Source organism: Mariniflexile sp. TRM1-10 (genome assembly GCF_003425985.1).
Taxonomy (GTDB): domain Bacteria; phylum Bacteroidota; class Bacteroidia; order Flavobacteriales; family Flavobacteriaceae; genus Mariniflexile.
Genome location: NZ_CP022985.1, coordinates 4664784 through 4682092 on the forward strand (window position 1 = coordinate 4664784; position 17309 = coordinate 4682092).

At 33.7% G+C, this 17309-nt stretch carries 15 protein-coding genes; 11 read left to right on the top strand and 4 right to left on the bottom strand.

The genetic code is table 11. The features are described 5' to 3' along the window. Positions 1 to 37 precede the first annotated feature (37 nt). Positions 38 to 577, top strand: a complete 540-nt coding sequence (locus CJ739_RS19275; protein ID WP_117178302.1) for a hypothetical protein — start codon at positions 38 to 40, stop codon at positions 575 to 577. 114 nt (positions 578 to 691) lie between these two features. On the opposite strand, the gene CJ739_RS19280 is transcribed toward CJ739_RS19275, so the two are convergent. From CJ739_RS19280 to CJ739_RS19290, 4 genes are all read right to left on the bottom strand, one after another. Then, the gene (locus CJ739_RS19280; protein ID WP_117178304.1) at positions 692 to 1075 is read right to left on the bottom strand and encodes a helix-turn-helix domain-containing protein; all 384 of its coding nucleotides are present in this window, start codon (positions 1073 to 1075) and stop codon (positions 692 to 694) included. Positions 1076 to 1281: 206 nt separating this feature from the next. Continuing rightward, a complete protein-coding gene (locus tag CJ739_RS20425; RefSeq protein ID WP_162880273.1) occupies positions 1282 to 1437 on the bottom strand; it encodes a hypothetical protein in 156 nt (51 codons plus the stop codon). Between the two features lie 220 nt (positions 1438 to 1657). Beyond that, positions 1658 to 4846 (bottom strand): cytochrome c biogenesis protein CcsA, encoded by a 3189-nt coding sequence (locus tag CJ739_RS19285; protein ID WP_117178306.1) that lies wholly within the window; start codon positions 4844 to 4846, stop codon positions 1658 to 1660. Between the two features lie 311 nt (positions 4847 to 5157). Continuing rightward, the gene (locus tag CJ739_RS19290; RefSeq protein ID WP_117178308.1) at positions 5158 to 5541 is read right to left on the bottom strand and encodes a group III truncated hemoglobin; all 384 of its coding nucleotides are present in this window, start codon (positions 5539 to 5541) and stop codon (positions 5158 to 5160) included. A gap of 331 nt (positions 5542 to 5872) precedes the next feature. Between CJ739_RS19290 and CJ739_RS19295 the strand changes: the two genes are divergently transcribed. The 10 genes from CJ739_RS19295 (at position 5873) to CJ739_RS19345 (ending at position 17121) form a co-directional block, all read left to right on the top strand. Further along, the gene (locus CJ739_RS19295; protein WP_117178310.1) at positions 5873 to 6640 is read left to right on the top strand and encodes a Rossmann-like and DUF2520 domain-containing protein; all 768 of its coding nucleotides are present in this window, start codon (positions 5873 to 5875) and stop codon (positions 6638 to 6640) included. Further along, positions 6621 to 7130, top strand: coding sequence for a KdsC family phosphatase (locus CJ739_RS19300; RefSeq protein ID WP_117178312.1), 510 nt, complete (start codon positions 6621 to 6623; stop codon positions 7128 to 7130). The genes CJ739_RS19295 and CJ739_RS19300 overlap by 20 nt, the downstream gene beginning before the upstream one ends. Positions 7131 to 7581: 451 nt before the next feature. Then, positions 7582 to 8493, top strand: coding sequence for a geranylgeranylglycerol-phosphate geranylgeranyltransferase (locus tag CJ739_RS19310; protein WP_117178316.1), 912 nt, complete (start codon positions 7582 to 7584; stop codon positions 8491 to 8493). Beyond that, the gene (locus CJ739_RS19315; protein WP_117178318.1) at positions 8493 to 9086 is read left to right on the top strand and encodes a Maf-like protein; all 594 of its coding nucleotides are present in this window, start codon (positions 8493 to 8495) and stop codon (positions 9084 to 9086) included. Before CJ739_RS19310 ends, CJ739_RS19315 begins: the two co-directional genes overlap by 1 nt. Positions 9087 to 9161: 75 nt before the next feature. Beyond that, complete coding sequence (locus CJ739_RS19320) at positions 9162 to 9695, top strand: mechanosensitive ion channel domain-containing protein (protein ID WP_117178320.1); 534 nt, start codon at positions 9162 to 9164, stop codon at positions 9693 to 9695. A gap of 181 nt (positions 9696 to 9876) precedes the next feature. Further along, the gene (gene corA / locus CJ739_RS19325; RefSeq protein WP_117178322.1) at positions 9877 to 10944 is read left to right on the top strand and encodes a magnesium/cobalt transporter CorA; all 1068 of its coding nucleotides are present in this window, start codon (positions 9877 to 9879) and stop codon (positions 10942 to 10944) included. Between the two features lie 304 nt (positions 10945 to 11248). Continuing rightward, entirely contained in the window at positions 11249 to 11713 is a 465-nt protein-coding gene (locus CJ739_RS19330; RefSeq protein ID WP_162880274.1) for a hypothetical protein, read from the top strand. Positions 11714 to 11804: 91 nt separating this feature from the next. Beyond that, positions 11805 to 14330, top strand: coding sequence for a PIG-L family deacetylase (locus CJ739_RS19335; protein WP_117178327.1), 2526 nt, complete (start codon positions 11805 to 11807; stop codon positions 14328 to 14330). A 114-nt stretch (positions 14331 to 14444) separates the two neighbouring features. Continuing rightward, on the top strand, positions 14445 to 16157 hold the full coding sequence (locus CJ739_RS19340) for a sodium:solute symporter family protein (RefSeq protein ID WP_117178329.1): 1713 nt from the start codon (positions 14445 to 14447) through the stop codon (positions 16155 to 16157). Beyond that, complete coding sequence (locus tag CJ739_RS19345; protein ID WP_117178331.1) at positions 16135 to 17121, top strand: Gfo/Idh/MocA family protein; 987 nt, start codon at positions 16135 to 16137, stop codon at positions 17119 to 17121. Before CJ739_RS19340 ends, CJ739_RS19345 begins: the two co-directional genes overlap by 23 nt. The last annotated feature ends 188 nt before the right edge of the window (positions 17122 to 17309 follow it).

Genomic DNA, 17309 nt, shown 5'->3' on the forward strand with positions numbered 1-17309 from the left:
AGTGCTTAATCAAAGGTTAATGCGTTTTTGATAAAAAATGGAAATAGAATATAAAACAATAGAAAACAAAAATTATTTTGCAAGATTCAAAACCGAATTTTTCTCACCAGTTATTGTAGTTACTATTATATCCTTGATTAGTTATAAATTGACTGACTTGAATTTTACTCTCTATATAATTCTTGGCTATTCCATTGTTTGGGCAATTATTACTCATTTTATGGTTAGAAATTCTATTAATCGGATTGAAATAAATAATGGAAATATTTTAATACAAGGCAAAGAAATTGACACAGATTGGAGTGAGTCAGACAAAATTGAAAACACTTCAATTAGAATTAAATCGCAGGGATTTGGAAGAGGAAATGTTGAGTATTATCTGAAAATTTATCTTTCTGAAAGCAATCATATCATTAATAAAAGAAAAGAATGGGATTATAATGACTTGATTAAAATATACAATCATATTTCTAACGACAAATATAAGAATGAAAATAAAAACCTTTTAGAAAAAATGAAGTTGAAGGCTAAAGGTTACTCTTCTTTTGAAATTGCATTTGGGAAGAATAATAAATAAAAAAACGCACTACAACACCGTGAAATAAAATTCCCTTTAAATATGCTCCTTTCAGCCGGATAACATATAAAAGGGAATTAAATAAATTAGCAATTACTTTCTTCTGGTATGGTATTATTTATTGAGGAGCTTTTCCAAATACTCGATTTTGTCCTGTTCTGATTTTAAAAGACGTTCGTAGAGTTCAACAATTTTTTCTAGGGGATTAATTGTGCAAAGGTAATTGTTGTTGTTCGAACTATTATCTTGAAATGTATTATTCATAATATTAAAAACAGCTTCCTCAGAAAAATTTTCAATTGCTTCCTTGGTAACTCCTAAAACTTTTGCAATCTGCTCCAGTTTGTCATCTTCAATGGTTTCGGATTGTTCCAAATGAGAAACGGATTGTTGGCTAATGCCCAGTTCTTCGGCTAGTGTTTCTTGTTTCATGCCTCTTAGCTCTCTGATACGGCTAATCTTTCTGCCTATGTGGTTTGGTTTTGTTGCTGTTTCCATGAACCAAATATAAGGTTTTTTGTGAAATTTACCACACTTGTAAAAAACAAATTCGATTTGGTTTTATACAACCTATTTTGGTTCGGTACGTATGGTTTATGCTCTTATTTTATATTATGGAAACTAAAACATTCAAAAAATTCCCCGCTATCGCGAGCGCCATGTTATTAAGTTAAAACATTCCAATAATAAAACTTAAACAGTTTCTAATCCTTTTTATCTTGTTTTGCTTTTTGAATAATGGCTTTTAAACGTTCTTTTCGTAGCTGCTCCTCTTCCTTTTTCTTGTTCTTTTTTTGAACCATTAACCTGGAATGCTTTGCTTTGTTTTTTGTGTTTTTATCCCGACCCGTTTTAGCCATAACAACAGTTGTTTTTTTTTAGTACATGACAAAAATTGAAGCGTGTCACATTGAGCCTTTCGTAAGCTACGCTTTTATTTTCAAATAAAAATATATTTTCATTTTCGATAATGCTCAAGATAAACTAAAGTCGAAATGCTATTAAAAACAATACTTCCAATGTCTTCGACTGCGCTCAGACTGACATCTGAATATATTTGGATTTTTGTCATGTACTAAATTATTTTTTATAATGTTTAGAGTACCCACGATATGCAAAAACGGCTAATAAAGCAACTATAGCAATGGTTATGGCAATAATATTAAAACTCGCAATTTGTTGACCTGACTGGTATGAATGTAAACCCGATAGGTAAAAATTAACCCCAAAATAGGTAAAAATAATACTTGACAAAGCGACAATGGACATGAGGTTAAAAAACCATCTACTACGAAGTCCTGGAATTAATCGCATATGGATAACAAAGGCATAAACCATGATACTAATAAGTGCCCAAGTTTCCTTTGGATCCCAACCCCAATAGCGTCCCCAGCTTTCGTTTGCCCACATGCCTCCTAAAAAGTTTCCTATAGTTAGCATCACCAAGCCTACGGTTAGCGCCATTTCGTTTATGATGGTAAGTTCTTTAATGTTTAAATCCATTTTAAGTTTATTCTTTTCGGTGGTGAAAATCATTAATAATAATGATACCACACCCAGAATCATCCCTAAAGTAAAGGGACCGTAACTTGCCACAATAACCGCCACATGAATCATCAACCAATAACTGTTTAAAACAGGTTGCAAGTTGGCGATGGCGGGATCCATCCAGTTCCAGTGGGCAATCATAAGCAACATAGCGGTTACAAATGCTGTAGATGCCATGGTTAAATCACTTTTTCTTCCAAAGATCAATCCAAAAAGCATCGTTGCCCAAGCCACATAAATCATCGATTCGTAAGCATCACTCCAAGGTGCATGACCAGAGATATACCATCGTGTAATCAACCCTAAAGTGTGTAAAATAAACAACCCTAAAATGATGAATTTAAAAACCGTTATGGAAGTATCTAAAGGGTTGCTTTTCTCCTTAAAAATCTGAACAATTAATAACACAAACAATAAGCTGCCTGCATATAAATACCAACTAAATAGTTTTTTAAAAATATCGTACTTATTGTATAGAATTTCAGTTTTGATTTTTTTATCGCTCAACATGACCGAAGCCCCAATTTGATGTTGTGTTTTTTTGAAAGCGTCCAATAACTTTGTTGCTTCAGAAAAATCGCCCGTTTGTTTCGCTGTATTTAATGTATACAAATACATTCTGAAACCATTCTTTATAAAGTTTCCATAAAGGGAATCTTGTACTTTATAATCACCATGTTGGTAATCGTAAGCAGAAATCCATTTGTTGTTTTCATCATTTGGAATCGGGAATATTTTTAACGAAGCTCCTTCAATGGTGTTATATAGTAAATTAACACGCTGGTCTGCTTCTTTAATTTGCATTTGATATCCATTAGGCGCTAAAGCTTTATAAGCATCATCTAAAAATGGGGTTAATTTGTATTCACCTCTTTCAGTAAAAAAATCGGCAAGGGTTGCATATTTTTCTTTGGTATCTACTTGAATAAGATGCCTTATGGTATCTGCTTTTTTAGCTGCTAAATAAATAATTGGCACGTTGTACCAAAGCATTGGGCTTTCCTGTATTGATAAAAACACTTGGTTCGCATCAAAATCGCCATAAGTATCATCCTTGCTTAATTTGCGAAGCATTTCGGAGGCATACGTATTCACCGGCATCATACGCCCACTTAAATCCTGTATCACCAAATGTCCAAAGGCATCGGCATGCTCTTTTGGGGTGATGTTTGCTGCCAAAACAGAATCTATTTGCGTCTTTGTTGGTTTCGCTCTGTGGTTATGTCCATCGTTTTCAGAATGTGTTTGAGCAAACGAATTCAACCCAAAACATAAAATAAAAACTCCTAGTAATTTTGCTTTTTTGGCTTTTACTTTTTCTAATTGGTTTTTTAAATCGCCAAAACGAGATCCTTTAGTAAACAAAATAGCCAACAATCCAAAATATAGTAAAAAATAACCAATATAGGTAATTAAAGTGCCCCAATAATCGTGGTTTACAGATAGAATCGTGCCTTTTTCATCGGGATCAAAACTCGATTGAAAAAAGCGATACCCTCTATGGTCCAATATATTATTCATAAAAATTTTATAGTCGAAGCTTCCTTCTTTCTCATCTACAACCGTTATTTGACTTGAATAAGCCGAATAACCCTTTTCGGTACCTGGATAACGTTCTGCTTCAAAATCGTTTAGTTTAATGGCGAAAGGCAACTCCATAACTTTAGAGCCGTATTTAAAGGCAAAGTCCAATCCTCCAATAGAAACCTGTTTAAAAGCGTTATTCATACCCTTACCTCCTAGCAAACCAACACGTTGGGTTTCGCCATTGGTTGTTACTTTTAGCACAACACCATCTTCATCATTCTTTAAAATCTGTGATTTTTGTACGATATCAAAAACGCCTTTTACAACAGGCTTTGGAAATACCATTTGCATATCACCGATTACATAACGTGCACGTAGCATTAAAGGCTGTAAACTATCTTTAACCAAAGTGCCCTGTGCCATCGTTGCCATAACCATATATTCGCCTTCAAATGGGGATTGGATAGTAAGATGATCGTTTTCATAAGTAATATTTATGGCACCATTTGTTGGTTTGTTTAACGCAAATAAGACATTATGAATGCTTTGCACCTCACCTACTTTTAAGAAATGGTTATGTGGCGCACCGCCTCCTGCTTCAACTATTTTTAAATAGGCTTCGCCATGTTCGTCTGGAACAATATCTTCTTCCGCACCTTTTATAAATTTCTCCAACTCAATGGTTACGGGTTGTTGGTTGTATTTGGTTTCTATTTTAAAGTCATTCTCTAAACGCCCAGAAAAATCAACTTCTTTTTCAATAGGTAAACGTTGGGCAACGCCATCAATTTCATAATCGCCATCAATGTATGTTGTTATATATGTTTTTTGTGACAGAAATGTGTTTTCGGTAGCACCTTCCCGAATGGCCATCATCCCTTCAAAACTGATGTATCGGGTAATAAAAGCACCTAACAGAATAAAAATAAAAGCTAAATGCAATACTAAAGTTGACCATTTTTCCTTTTTATACAGTTGATATTTAAAAATATTCCCTGCAAAATTGATAACAAAAACCACCATAATAGCCTCAAACCACCAAGCATTATAGATTAAATTTCTGGTATAAGGCGTTGGCGATGTATCCTGTCCGGCATCTAAAAACGTACCTGTAGCCATAGCTGCTGCAAATACTAAAAATAAAATACCGGTAAGTCGTGTTGAAAAAAGAATTTTGGCGAGTTTATTTTGCATAATATGAACCCAATTTTAAGGTCGTGCAAATTTAAGTATTTTAAGTTTATTTTGAAGTGTTAAAGTTTATAAGTTTATGAGGTTATGGAGTTATGGAGTTATGGGGTTATGAGGTTATGAGTTGTAAAGTTACAAAGTTGTAAAGTTTCAAAGTTTCAGAGTTACAAAGCATCTGAAAAAAGCAACTGCATACCGAACACTGAACGCTGCTTACTGAACACTGCATACTGAGACTGCGACTGAACACTGCATACTGAAACTGCGACTGAACACTGCATACTGAGACTGCGACTGCGACTGAACACTGCCCACTAACCCCGTGCTTCAAAAATCTTTAAATACAGAAATGTTCCCATTTTACGGGCGCGCTGTTTGGCGTTATTTGCATAGTCACCTTCAAAAAGCTCATCAATAGTTTCAAACCAAAGGTTTAACCATAAACCAAAATGTAGTTCTGTAATACTGTTATTCGTTTCTTTATCTACTTTTACGTGCGCTTCCAAAGGATTCCCTAAATATTTGGTTTTTAAAAACAAACTCGCTTCCCAAAAAGAAGTTAAATTTTCTAAATGTGTGTCCCAATCTTTTATAACATCATTAAAAAAAGGTCCCAAGACAGCATCTTTTCTGACTTTCTTATAAAATGAAGACACTAATAAATATACATCTTCCCTGGTTTTAATATCTTTTTGCATGTTACAAAATTACGTTATTTTTTCTTGCTAAGTGGCAAAGCTGCAAAGTGGCAAAGACGCAAAGCTACAAAGTTGCAAAGTTAAAAGTTCTTATAAGTCGTAAAGCTTCTAAGTGGCTTAGTATGGATTGCCAAATCTTTAATATTCTATCACTTTAAATATCTGAAAATTTGAAATTCAAGAACTTTTCAGTTTTGAAACTTAGGGACTTTGAAACTCTGAAACTCTGAAACTTTGAAACTCTGTAGCTTTGAAACTTTTTAACTTTTTAACTTTATAACTTTTTAACTTTATAACTTTTAATCCAACTTAACTTCTGTATTTTTGCCGTATGATTTCAGTAGTAATTCTCGGTGCAGGCAATGTTGCAACACACTTATTTAAAACTTTCAATAAAGTAGATCAAGTTTCTATTATTCAATGGTATAACAGAAATATAAACGCTATTAAAGCGTATAAAAACGACGTAGATATTATTGATGATTTAGGGCAACTTAAAGAAGCCGATTTATATATTTTAGCTGTTAGTGATGATGCTATTAAATCACTTTCTTCGCAACTTCCTTTTGAAAACAGGTTGGTTGTACATACTTCGGGAGCTGCAAGTTTGTACGATATTGATAAAAAACACAAACGAGGTGTTTTCTATCCGCTACAGACATTTAGCAAAACGGCAGAAATCGATTTTGCCAATGTCCCTATTTGTATTGAAGCCTTAGAAAGTCCAGATTATCACATTTTAAAAAATTTAGCCATATCTATTGGAAGCCCTACCAAGAAAGTAAATACCGACCAACGCAACGTATTGCATGTAGCAGCTGTTTTTGTAAATAATTTTACGAATCAACTTTACAGAGTAGCGCATGAAATAACCGAAAGTGAAGGTGCTGAATTCGATCTTTTAAAACCCCTCATTTTAGAAACCGCCAAAAAAGTGCAAGATCTATCGCCGTATATGGCGCAAACAGGTCCTGCAAAGCGCAACGATAAAAAAACCTTAAAAAAGCATTTAAAACTTTTGCAAGACCCATACCATAAAGACATTTACAACCTATTAACAAGCTCTATACAACGCACACATGGAAGAAAAAAGCTATAAAGAATATTTAAATCATATCACCACATTTATTTTTGATGTAGATGGTGTATTAACCGATGGTACTGTTTTAGTAACAACGTCAGGTGAATTATTAAGAACTATGGGCATTAAAGATGGATACGCTCTAAAATTTGCTGTTAGTGCAGGTTATAATGTGGCCATCATTTCCGCAGGAACCAATGAAGGTGTTAAATTACGTTTAGAAGGCTTGGGTGTTAAAGACGTATTTCTGGGCGCACATGATAAAGTAAAACAATTTGAAGCCTATATAAAAGCCAATAATATTAAGTCGGAAAACATTCTATATATGGGTGATGATGTTGCCGACTACCCTGTAATGAAACTAGTGGGTTTACCAAGTTGCCCACAAGATGCCATTCCTGAAGTAAAAGGAATAGCCAAATACATCTCCCATAAAAAAGGTGGTGAGGGTGCCGCTAGAGATGTTATTGAGCAAGTTTTAAAAGTACAGGGGAAATGGGCGCTATAAAAGGCCTATGCTATAGGCTATAGGCTTTAAGCTCTAAACAATAATCTTTTAACTTTCATAAAAAATTAAGTTGAGTAGAAATAAAAGAAGACATAGCACAGGTTTTGGGTATATTGGTTTTGGCAACAACCAAAGCATCTTTAATCAACATTCAAAAAGAGCTTTTTCTTCGCTTAAGGAAACCCTTGAACAAAACTCACAAACTCATTTTCAACTCAATTTCACGCATAAAGATTTAACCAAGGCCGAAAAAGAGATTATAAAAAATAAAATAAGGAAACAGGAAAAACTCCAAATGAGAAAAACCATTATCCTATCAATTATAATTTTAATAGTCGTTGTTTTTTCAATTAAACTATTAATAGATACTTTTATGTCTAATATTTAATTCTTTTACCAAACTGAACACTTTTTACTGAACACTGAACACTTTTTACTGAACACTGAACTTTTGAACTACCTAAACCTAATCCGCTGGAAAAATTTATTAATGATTGCCATGGTGCAATTACTAATTAAATATGCACTTTTAGAACCTTTTGGCGTTCAAACAAGTTTGGATACTTTAGGAATGACGCTTTTAATATTAGCAACTATTTGCATCGCAGCTGCTGGTAATATTATCAATGATATTTTTGATGTTGAAACCGACGCTGTTAACAAACCCGATAAACTTATTGTTGGTAAATCCATTTCAGAAAAAACCGCTTACAACTTGTTTATCATTTTTAATGTACTAGGTGTCGGCATCGGGTTTTATTTATCACATTTGGTAGATAGAAATGCCTTTTTCTCCTTATTTGTTATCATTTCTGTATTGCTTTATGTGTATGCAAGCTATTTAAAACAAACCCTTTTAATTGGTAATATTGTTATTTCAGTTTTAGTCGCATTAACATTGATTATTGTGGGTATCTTTGAATTACTTCCTTCAACTACAAGCATCAACCAGCAAACACAATTAACTTTTTTTAAGATTATTTTTGATTATGCGGTTTTCGCTTTCATTATTAATTTACTTCGAGAAATAACCAAAGACCTTGAAGACATTAATGGCGACCATAAAGCTGGTATGAATACCTTGCCTATTATCATTGGTAGTGAACGAGCCACTAAAGTACTGTTCGTTTTATCTTTTATCCCCTTATTTGTTATTAGTCATTATGTTGTTAATTCGCTTTATAAAAACCAAGTAGCCGTTTTATATTTTTTAATCTTTATAATCGCCCCACTACTCTATATATCTATTAAACTTTTTAGCGCATCGACAAAAAAAGATTTTCACCATATTAGTAATGTATTTAAGTTAGTAATGCTTTTTGGAATGCTTTCATTACTTTTATACAAGTATATTTTATTATAATGCTGAACGAAAAAATAAAAAGCCACAACATTATTTTAGCCTCTGGTTCTCCCAGGAGACAAGAGTTTTTTAAAACATTAGGATTGGATTTTGAAATTCGATTAAAACCAATTGCTGAAGAATATCCAACACGTCTAAGACATTTTGAAATAAGCGATTACTTAGCACAACTAAAAGCGCTACCTTTTAAAGATGAATTGAAAGCAAACGACATCCTAATCACTAGCGATACCATTGTTTGGCATCATAACAAAGCTTTAGGAAAACCAAAAAGCGACGCTGATGCTTTTCAAATGATAAAATCGTTAAGCAATGCCACACACGAGGTTATTACTTCGGTTTGCTTTACGACAAAAATCCTCGAAAAAACCTTAAATGCCATTACAAAAGTCACCTTTAAAGAGTTATCCGACGAAGAAATATCATACTACATACATACCTTCAAACCGTTTGATAAAGCAGGTGCTTACGGTATTCAAGAGTGGATCGGGCTTATTGGAGTTACAAAAATGGAAGGTTCTTATTTTAATGTGATGGGCTTACCAACGCACATTGTTTACAGAACATTAAACGATATCGTTAATGATTTGTGAAAACTAAAATACAGCAAGGCTATGTTGCGTTTCTAACGTATCTTTGTTTATCGTTCAATTCAAATAAAATTTAAAATGTATTTTGAAATTCATCAAAACGAGTTTATTGCAACAGGATTTCTTCTACTTTTTTTGCTTATTGTTAGGTTTATTTTAACTAGGCTTATAACTAAAATATTCAGAAAAAACGGTATTAACATTGCTCGTATCCATTTAATAAATAGATATGTATCGGTAACATTGTTTTTAATTGCACTCATCGTTATACCATTTATTTTTGGTACGAAAATAGAGCAATTGGCTGTACTTTTTTCTTCTGTTTTTGCAGTAATTGGCATTGGGTTATTTGCTATTTGGTCTATTCTAAGCAACATCACTTCGGGCATCATTATGTTTTTCTCTTTTCCTTATAAAGTGGGCGATAAAATTCAAATTCACGATAAAGATTTTCCATTAGAAGGCATTATTGAAGATATTAGGGCTTTTCAGTTGCATTTACGCTTAGAAAATGGCGACTTGGTGACTTATCCCAACAATTTAATGTTGCAAAAAGCCGTAACGCTTATTGAAAAAGATGCTATAGACGATGATGCTATAGACAGTATTTAAGGAGGCAGTCTAAAAAATCAAGTTCTATGTCATATTGATCACTTCGACAAGCTCAGCACAGGCTTTGTCGAAATATTTTAACTTACTGGTAATCAATATTGGTTTCGACAAGCTCAACCTGACAAATTAAATTTAAAGGACTTTTTATACAACCTCATAAATATATCCTTATATTTATTGAATGGCTAAAAATAGGATCAAAAAGCAACATAAAAAACTGGGGAAATCTCCTGGAAGTATGATTTATACTGGTGATAAATCAACTAAAAAATTATTTATTGAGGTTTTTGATTATAATATCGAAACGTGTATTGAAAAAGAATTATCAACCATAGAAGAAGCTTTCGATTTTAAACATTCCGATTCTGTTACATGGATAAATATTAATGGTTTGAACCATGTGGAAGAAATTGAAAAATTAGGCAATCATTATAATTTACACCCTTTAGTATTAGAAGATATTGTTAGTATTTCACAACGTCCAAAAATAGATGAATATGAAGACTACCTTTTTGTAGTCGTTAAAATGCTTTACATAGACAAAAACGATACTATTGCTTCAGAACAAGTTAGTTTTATTTTAGGAAAAGGCTATGTGCTATCATTCCAAGAATCTGAAGGCGACGTATTCGATGCCGTTAGAGAACGTATAAGACAAGGCAAAGGTAGGGCGCGTAGCTTACAGGCCGATTATTTACTTTACATTTTAATGGACACCATTGTAGACCATTACTTTACCATCATTGAAGATTTAGGCGATAAAATTGAAGATTATGAAGACAGTATTTTTTCTGGACAAGTTAATAAAACCATCAACAAAGACATTCAGGATTTAAAACGGGAAATACTTCGGGTACGTCGTGCCATTTTTCCGCTTCGCGAAGTTATTAATCGCATCGAAAAACACGAAAGCACACTCATTCTAAAAAAAACAAAAACCTTTTACCGCGACATTTACGACCATTTAATTCAAGTATCCGAAAACATAGATATTTACCGCGAAATGATTTGGAGTTTAATGGATATGTACATGACATCCATTAGCAATAAAATGAATGAGGTTATGAAAGTGCTTACTATAATGGCCTCCATTTTTATTCCTTTAACATTCATAGCCGGTATTTACGGTATGAATTTCGATTACATCCCTGAACTTCATTATAAGTACTCTTACTTTATTTTATGGGGTGTTATGATTACTATATTTTTAGCCATGCTTTATTATTTTAAGCGGAAGAAATGGCTATAAATAGTAATTTCTGTCAATTTGACATTTTCTAAATTCTGTACATTATTATTGAAAGCTTTTGGTATATTTTTTGAAATTATTCCATAAAAAATGAGTTCAGCTTAAGCACAATTGCCGATTTGCATATTAGTATGTAACTGTCTTCGACAAGCTCAGACTGACAAATGTTGAATATTTAAAATCTTGAATGTTTTTAAAAATACAGTCCTACTGAAGCCTGTTGAAGCTTTTCTATTGATATAAATTAGCGTTGAATCTTTAAGTCGAATTCAGATTAAAAAATTGTTTAATTTAAAATGTATCAATGATGAAAACACTTAAATTCATTCTAATTTTCTTTCTTCTGTTTTATAGTTGCACGGCACAAAACAAACAAAAAACCAAAGAGGATTCTTTAAAACCAGACGAAAATGTTCAGGTAAATAAAGAATATGACGAGCACGGCAATTTAATAAAATACGATTCTATTTATTCGTATAGCTATTCTTCTGACGGAAAAATTAACGACAGTATAAAAATGCAGTTCCAAAAGCATTTTAGCAACCATTCATTCTTTAACGATTCGTTTTTTGATGATTTCTTCAAACAAGATTCAGCTTCTGGACATTTCAACCCAGACAACTTTTTTTATAAAGGTTTCATGAATCAAGATGATCACATCAAAAGCATGATGAAGCGTATGGACTCTATTCAGCAATTATTTTTTGAGCAAAACTTCCAAAGTATCATTCCTGCCGAACCTGAGAAAAAAGATTACAAAGGAATCTAAATACCCGTATTTCAAAACCGTTAAATAAAGATTAAAACCAGCAAAAGTGCTGGTTTCTTTTATATATTTGGTTTTTAGCTAACAAATAAACATGCGAAAAACGATACTTTCTACCATATTAGCACTACTTACTTTTACAATTTCACAAGCCCAAAAACCAACAACACCCTCATCTTCAGAAATTTTTGAATCCATTCAGAAACTTAATTTCTTAGGCTCGGTATTATATATTGCGGCGCATCCAGACGATGAAAACACCCGACTCATTTCATATATGGCAAATCATGAAAAAGCCAGAACCGCCTATTTATCGATAACACGAGGTGATGGTGGGCAAAACCTTATTGGTCCTGAAATCGGAGAACTTTTAGGCGTCATTAGAACCCAAGAACTATTAGCTGCAAGACGTATTGATGGCGGTGAACAACTGTTTACCCGTGCCAACGATTTTGGTTATTCCAAAAATCCCGAAGAAACGTTAGCTATTTGGAATAAAGAAGCAGTTTTAAGCGATGTGGTTTTAGCTATTAGAAAGTTTAAACCGGATATTATTATTAACCGTTTTGACCATAGGACACCAGGAACCACACATGGACATCATACCGGTTCTGCCATGTTAAGCTTTGAAGCGTTCGATTTGGCCGGCGATAAATCGGCATTCCCTAACTTGCAAAAACAGGCTGACCCATGGCAACCTAAACGCTTGTTTTTCAATACAAACTCATGGTTTTACAGAAGTCAGGAAGATTTTGATAAAGCCGATAAAAGCAACATGCTAAGTTTTGATATTGGTACCTATTACCCATTAAAAGGGATGTCGAATAACGAAATAGCATCCTTAGCTAGTAGTCAGCATTTATGCCAAGGTTTTGGACGCTTATCACAACGTGGTTCCCAAAAAGAATACATCGAATTTTTAAAAGGTGATGCCATAACAAATAAAGAAACTGTTTTTGATGGCATTGATACCTCATGGAACCGTGTAAAAGGCGGAAAAGCCATTGGTACTGTTTTATATGCTGTTGAAAATAATTTCAATTTTAAAGACCCTTCGGTGCACATCCCACAATTATTGGAAGCTTATAAATTGCTCCAAAACATTCAAGACGAACATTGGAAAACCCAAAAAACCGAAGAACTAAAATCGATTATCGAAATGTGTGCCGGTTTATATTTAGAAGCATCGGCAGAAACTCCAACAAGTACTTTAAACCAAATTGTCAAAATCAATATGGAGGCTTTAAACCGAAGCAATCAAACTATTGTTTTAGAAAGCATCACACAAAATGATGGAAAAGTAATTTCAAAAAACTTAGAATTAAAAAACAACGATTCTGAAAAGTTTGATAGCAGTTATTCTATTTCGAATAACGAATCTTATACATCACCTTATTGGCTAAACAAAAAAGGCTCTTTAGGCATGTATGAAGTTGAAAATAAAGCATTCATAGGATTGCCCGAAACACCAAGAAACATTGTTGTTAACTTCAATTTAAAAATCAATAACACACCTATCACCATCAGCAAGGATGTTGTATATCGCTACTCTAAACCAGATAAAGGTGAATTGTACCGTCCTTTTGAAATTATTCCAGAAGCTTCAGCTAAAATCTTAGAGCATGTCATCATTTTCAGCACTGATAAACAACATGATATTACTATTGCCGTAAAAGCAGGTCGTGATAATTTAGAAGGTTTTGTTGAAGTTTGCCACCCAAAAGATTGGAACGTATATCCCGAGAAACAAAAAGTAAGCATTGCCCATAAAGGTGAAGAGCAAACCCTAACATTTACAGTCATTCCTCCTAAAAACCAAAGTGAAGGATATATCAGTCCTATTGTTCATGTAAACGATAAAGATTACACCAAAGAACTTATCGAGATCAATTACGAACATATTCCGTTCCAAACGGTTTTACTACCAAGTGAAAGCAAAGTGGTGCGTTTGGATATTAAAAAGAACGGAGAAAATATTGCCTACATTGCTGGTGCTGGCGATGTCGTTCCGGAAAGTTTACAACAAATTGGCTATAACGTTTTTACCATAAGACCCGAGGAAATTAGCGCCGAAACGTTAAGCAGATTTGATGCTGTGGTCGTGGGTATTAGAGCCTATAATATTGTTGAAAATTTGGATTTTAAACAACAACTGTTATTTGATTTTGTTGCCGATGGCGGTAACATGATTGTACAATACAATACCAGCAGAGGTTTAAAAGCAGACAATATAGCTCCTTACGATTTAAAATTATCTAATGATAGAGTAACTGACGAAAATGCCGAGGTTCGGTTTTTAAATCCGAATCATCCTCTTTTAAACTATCCCAACAAAATAACCCAAAAAGACTTTGAAGGCTGGACCCAAGAACGTGGTTTGTATTTTCCAAATTCATGGCATGATAATTTTACTCCCGTTTTATCTATGAACGATAAAAATGAAACACCAAAAGATGGCAGTTTATTGGTCGCTAAATACGGCAAAGGCTATTATATTTATACAGGATTAAGCTTTTTTAGAGAGTTTCCCGCAGGTGTTTCCGGAGCATATCGTTTGTTTGCCAATATGCTATCCATTGGAAAAGAAAATTTAAAATTAGAATCTAAATTAAACAATTAGCTATGAATGAAGAGAAACCAATAAAACAACCTTGGCTAAAATGGTACTCTTTTGTTTTAATAGCGAATGCCATCTATTTTATAGTCTTTTATCTCATTATGCAAGCCTTTTAATATGCAAATACTAAGCTTGATAGATTGGGTTATTTTAAGCGCTACCTTGCTTACCATAGTTGTTTATGGCACCTGGCGAACTAGAGGTAGTAAAAATGTTCAAGATTATTTAAAAGGTGGCAATACCTCAAAATGGTGGACCATTGGATTATCTGTCATGGCAACACAAGCCAGTGCCATTACCTTTCTCTCAACGCCAGGGCAAGCCTTCAATGATGGTATGGGCTTTGTGCAATTTTATTTTGGGTTACCCATTGCCATGGTAGTTATATGCATGGTATTTATCCCGTTATACCACCGATTGAATGTATACACTGCTTACGAATTCTTAGAAAAACGCTTCGACTTAAAAACCAGAACCTTAACTGCCATTCTATTCTTAATACAACGTGGATTGGCTGCTGGTATTACCATTTTTGCACCCGCCATTATTTTGTCGGTTGTATTGGGTTGGGATTTATTGACACTCAATATAGTAATCGGTTTTTTAGTGATTATCTATACGGTTTCGGGTGGTACACGAGCGGTCAACGTGACTCAAAAACACCAAATGGTGGTTATTTTTATTGGCATGCTCATCGCCTTCTTTTTAATTGTTGACAAACTTCCACAGGACATCACCTTTAGCAAAGCATTAAGCATAGCAAGTGTTAGCGGAAAAATGGAGATATTGGATTTTTCATTCGATTTAAATAACCGCTACACGTTTTGGAGTGGTATTATTGGTGGTACATTTTTAATGTTGTCTTATTTTGGGACAGACCAAAGCCAAGTGCAACGCTATCTATCGGGAAAATCGGTTAAGGAAATGCAGTTAGGATTGATTTTTAATGGTTTGTTAAAAGTACCCATGCAGTTTTTTATTCTCCTGGTAGGCGTTATGGTATTTGTGTTTTATCAGTTTAATGAAACCCCCATGAATTTTAATCCTACAGCGACCGAGCTTGTTTTAAATTCTGAATTTTCAGAGGAATATATAAGCCTTCAAAAAGAACAACAAGCTCTTTTTAATGATAAACAAAAACTTATTCAATCGTTTATTGCTTCTGAAAATCCTGAGGTTTCAAAACATATTTCAATAGCCAATAAAGCAAATGATGCTTTAAGAAACAAAGCCCGTTTATTAATTAACAAAGCTTCGGAAAACCAACATATAAAAGTTGAAAGCAATGATAAGGATTATGTATTTATTCATTTTATATTGAACAATTTACCTCGTGGCCTCATTGGTTTGCTTTTGGCAGTTATCTTAAGTGCCGCCATGTCTAGTACCTCTAGCGAATTAAATGCTTTAGGCTCTACCACCGCCATTGATTTATACAAAAGAAACACCGGCGAAAAAACCGAAGAACACATGGTAAAAGCCTCTAAATGGTTTACGTTTGCTTGGGGCATCATGGCGATTGGGGTGGCTTGCATTGCGAATCTTGCCGAAAATTTAATCCAGTTGGTAAATATTATTGGCTCTATCTTTTATGGCAATGTTCTAGGCATTTTTCTATTGGCCTTTTTCTTTAAGTTTGTTAAAGGACATGCTGTATTTATCGCTGCTATATTTACTCAATTCATAGTTATTGCGCTCTATTTCTTAGATTTATACCAACATATCAACCTGCCATTTTTATGGCTTAACTTTGTAGGTTGTGCCATTGTTATTACTATGGCATGTATCTTTCAACTAATTAATAAAAATGACACAACAATCACGACCTAAAAAAATTAAATGGGGCATTATTGGCTTAGGCAAAATAGCCCATAGTTTTGCTACCGATCTTTTGACTATTGACGATGCCGAATTGTATGCCGTGGCTTCCAGAAACCAAGAAAAAGCCGATGAGTTTGCTAAAAACCATGGTGCAACAAAAGCGTACGGTAGTTATGAAGATTTGGCAAACGACCCCAACATTGATGCGGTTTATATTGCGACGCCCCACGCATTACACAAAGAGAACGCACTTATGTGTTTAGAAAATGGTATTGCCGTTTTAGGTGAAAAACCTTTCGCAATGAATGCCGAGGAAGTAGATGCTATGATAGCAAAAGCCAAAGAAAAAAACGTGCTACTTATGGAAGCACTTTGGACCTACTTTTTACCACATTATCAATTTGTTTTAAAGGAATTAAAAAATAAAACGTACGGTGATATTTTAAAAATTGAAAGCGATTTTGGGTTTCAACGTCCGTACGATACCGAAACTAGACTTTTTAATAAAGCCATGGGTGGAGGCAGTTTATTGGATATTGGCATCTACCCTATTTTTGCAACACTTTCTACATTAGGTTTACCTAAAAATATAGAAGCTTCTGCTACTTTTTTTGAAAATGGTATAGATTCTTCTTGCAACATGGTTTTTAATTATGATAACCATGTGAAAGCACACTTAAAAAGTTCGCTTTTGGAAGTTTTACCTACCCAGGCTATCTTCTATTGTGAAAAAGGAACCATAAAAATTAATACCCAATTCCATGCACCGTCCACAGTCACTATAATCGCCGATGGAAAAGAAGAAACAAAAGGTTTTGACTATAGCACCATTGGTTATAATTTTGAAACCATTCACTTTAATAACTTGCTTAAAACAGGGAAAACCGAAAGTGATATCATGACTTTTGATTTTAGCAAAAAACTTATAAAAACCCTTGATGATGTTAGAAGCATACTTAAATTAGAATATTAAATTCTCCGATTAAAGATTTAAGACCGCTTCGCTAAAAGAAACAAGACCTTTGCTAAAAGAATAAAGAAAACAGAAAAAAGCCATTATTACTGTATTTGCAGTGAATTGTAAAAACTTTATCGGACAATAACCAATGCTTTTTATACTCAAACCAAGTAAATTTAAACTCCTTTTATTTTGTAAAAAAT